This is a genomic window from Deltaproteobacteria bacterium (assembly GCA_009930495.1).
GTDB lineage: Bacteria > Desulfobacterota > Desulfovibrionia > Desulfovibrionales > Desulfomicrobiaceae > Desulfomicrobium.
On record RZYB01000275.1, the window covers coordinates 1 to 2,462 of the forward strand.

The 2,462-nt window shown below is 66.7% G+C and carries 3 protein-coding genes; all 3 read left to right on the forward strand.

What is annotated here, in order from left to right; translation table 11 throughout:
• The first annotated feature begins 74 nt into the window (after positions 1–74).
• On the forward strand, positions 75–554 hold the full coding sequence (locus EOL86_13665) for an SH3 domain-containing protein (protein NCD26621.1): 480 nt from the start codon (positions 75–77) through the stop codon (positions 552–554).
• Complete coding sequence (locus EOL86_13670; protein NCD26622.1) at positions 551–1,450, forward strand: peptidase M48; 900 nt, start codon at positions 551–553, stop codon at positions 1,448–1,450. The genes EOL86_13665 and EOL86_13670 overlap by 4 nt, the downstream gene beginning before the upstream one ends.
• A gap of 43 nt (positions 1,451–1,493) precedes the next feature.
• Positions 1,494–2,462 (forward strand): CHASE2 domain-containing protein (locus tag EOL86_13675; GenBank protein NCD26623.1); only part of this gene is annotated, 969 nt, incomplete at its 3' end.

A 2,462-nucleotide genomic window follows, 5' to 3' on the forward strand; every position in this document is an offset into this window, starting at 1 on the left:
CATTCTATAGCCGCCAAGGGTGAAAAATGGGTCTGTTTTTCGGCCTGCGTCGAATAATTCTGGAGGGAATTTTTATGAACTGGAAGCACAGCGGGTGCGCGGTTGTCGCCGGCTTGACCCTGGCGGTCGTGACGGCTTTCGCGGCCCAGGTGATGAACGTGCAGGTCAAGGAGGGGCAGGTTCGGTCCACCCCGTCCTTTGTCGGCAAGATCGTGGGCAAGGCCGGGTACGGACAGAGCGTCAATGTCCTGGAGCAGCGCGGGGACTGGAGCCAGGTCTCCTTTGCCGGGGTCGGGGGCTGGATGCACGCCTCGGCCCTGACTTCCGCCGATCTGGACTTGCAGAGCGGGTCCGGGGCTCCGTCCAGCGTGTCCGGGCAGGAAATGGCCCTGGCCGGCAAGGGTTTTAATTCCCAGGTGGAAAAGGAATACCGGCAGTCTCATGGCGGCGACTTCGCCGGCGTGGACCGCATGGAGCGCAACACCGTGCCGACGGAAACGCTGATGGCCTTTCTGAAGGACGGCGGGGTCAAACCCCAGGGAGGCGCGCAATGAAACTCCGTACAAGCGCGATGCTCATTCTGGGCGCGGCCCTGCTGGTAATCGTCGGGTGCAAGGAAGCCGAGATTCTGGGCGGCATCGCCCAGGGCCTGGGCGGGCCGGTGGGCGGATACGCCGAGTCGGCCGTCAAGGGCGGCGTGGCCGTGGCCAAGAGCATGGAGGATTTCACGCCGGAGCAGGAATACTACATCGGCCGGGCCGTGACGGCCAGCCTGCTGACCACCTATCGGCCCCTGAACGACCAGGCCGCCAACGATTACGTGAACCGCCTCGGCCAGTCCCTGGCCCTGTTCTCGGACCTGCCGTTGACCTATGGCGGGTATCATTTTCAGATCGTCGATTCGAACGAGATCAACGCCTTTGCCGCGCCCGGCGGGCTTATCCTGGTCACGCGCGGGCTGATCCGGTGCTGTCCGGACGAGACGGCCCTGGCCGCCGTCCTGGCCCATGAGATCGCCCACGTGCAGAACAAGGACGCCCTGCGCGCCATCAGCAAGTCCCGCGTGACCCAGGCCCTGGGCGTCATCGGCGGGGAGACGGTCAAGCATCTGGCCGGCGCGGAACTGGCCGAGCTGACCGGGATTTTCGCCGATTCCGTGGGCGATGTCATGACCACCATGGTCAACAACGGGTATTCCCGGTCCTACGAGCATCAGGCCGATCAGGGAGCCGTGACCATCCTGACGCGGGCCGGGTACGATCCGGCCGGGTTGGCGGTCATGCTGCGGACCATGCAGACCCGCCTGACTCCGGGCGGATCGGATTTCGCCTCGACCCACCCGGCACCCGCCGACCGCCTGGAAAAGCTGGTCCAGATCGGACAGCGCACGCCCTCGGCCGAACCCGCGTCCCGCGCCGCCCGCTTCAAACGGGCCCTGGCTTCCCTCTAACTTCAAAAGCCCCGGAACCCTGCGGTTTCGGGGCTTTCTTATCATGCACGCCACATCACAAACTATTCGCCGTATCCGTCAGGCCCTGCTGGCCGCGGCCATCGGTATTGTTTTGGCCTGGGGGCTGTTCGGGGCCGGAATGCTCGATTCCTTCGAGACCCGCACCTTTGACTGGCGGTCCCGGCTTTTGGCCGCCCCTTATTCAGATGCGCCGCCCATCCGGGTCATCATGCTCGATCAGGCCAGCCTGGACTGGGCCGCGCGCGAAAACGGCCTGTCCTGGCCCTGGCCGCGCGAGATGTACGCCGTGATTCTCGATTTCTGCCGCCGGGCCGGAGCCGCCAGCGTGGCCTTCGACGTGCTCTACACCGAGCCGTCCAGCTACGGCGTGGCCGACGACCAGACCTTGGGCCGGGCCGGGGAGGAGTTCGGGCGCATGGTCCTGCCCGTGTTTCTGGGGCGGGAAACGGGCGACGCCCTGACCTGGCCCGAGGGCGCGCCCCTGGCGGTTCTGCCGGACCTGTCCGCAGCGCTGGGCGATGCGGCCCGCGCCCATGTGAGCCTGCCCAGGGCCAGCTTTCCCGTCCCGGAACTGGCCCGACGCGCGGCGGGCCTGGGCAATGTCCATCAGGACCCGGACCCGGACGGGGTTTACCGCCGCATCGGGCTGTTCGGTCTGTTTGACGGTCGCGTCGTGCCGTCCCTGGCCTTGGCCTCCTATCTGGCCGCCCATCCGGGAGCGCGGATCGAGGCGACGGACCGAGGCCCGCGCCTGGACGGCCGTCTGCTGCCCTTGGATGGCGAGGGCCAGGCCCTGATCAATTTCCATACCCCGGCCGGGACCTATGAAATCCACAGCGCGGCGGCCATCATCCGCAGTGAATTGCTCCTGCGGGAAGGCCAGACCCCGGATATCGACCCGGCGGCATTCCGCGACGCCCATGTCCTGTTCGGCTTTTCCGCGCCCGGCCTGTTCGATCTGCGGCCCGCGCCCATTTCCGGGGTCTATTCC

Excerpts from the sequence above, each read along its gene's own strand:
- EOL86_13665 (NCD26621.1), top strand. The coding sequence starts at position 75 with ATGAACTGGAAGCACAGCGGGTGCGCGGTTGTCGCCGGCTTGACCCTG.
- EOL86_13670 (NCD26622.1), top strand. The coding sequence starts at position 551 with ATGAAACTCCGTACAAGCGCGATGCTCATTCTGGGCGCGGCCCTGCTG.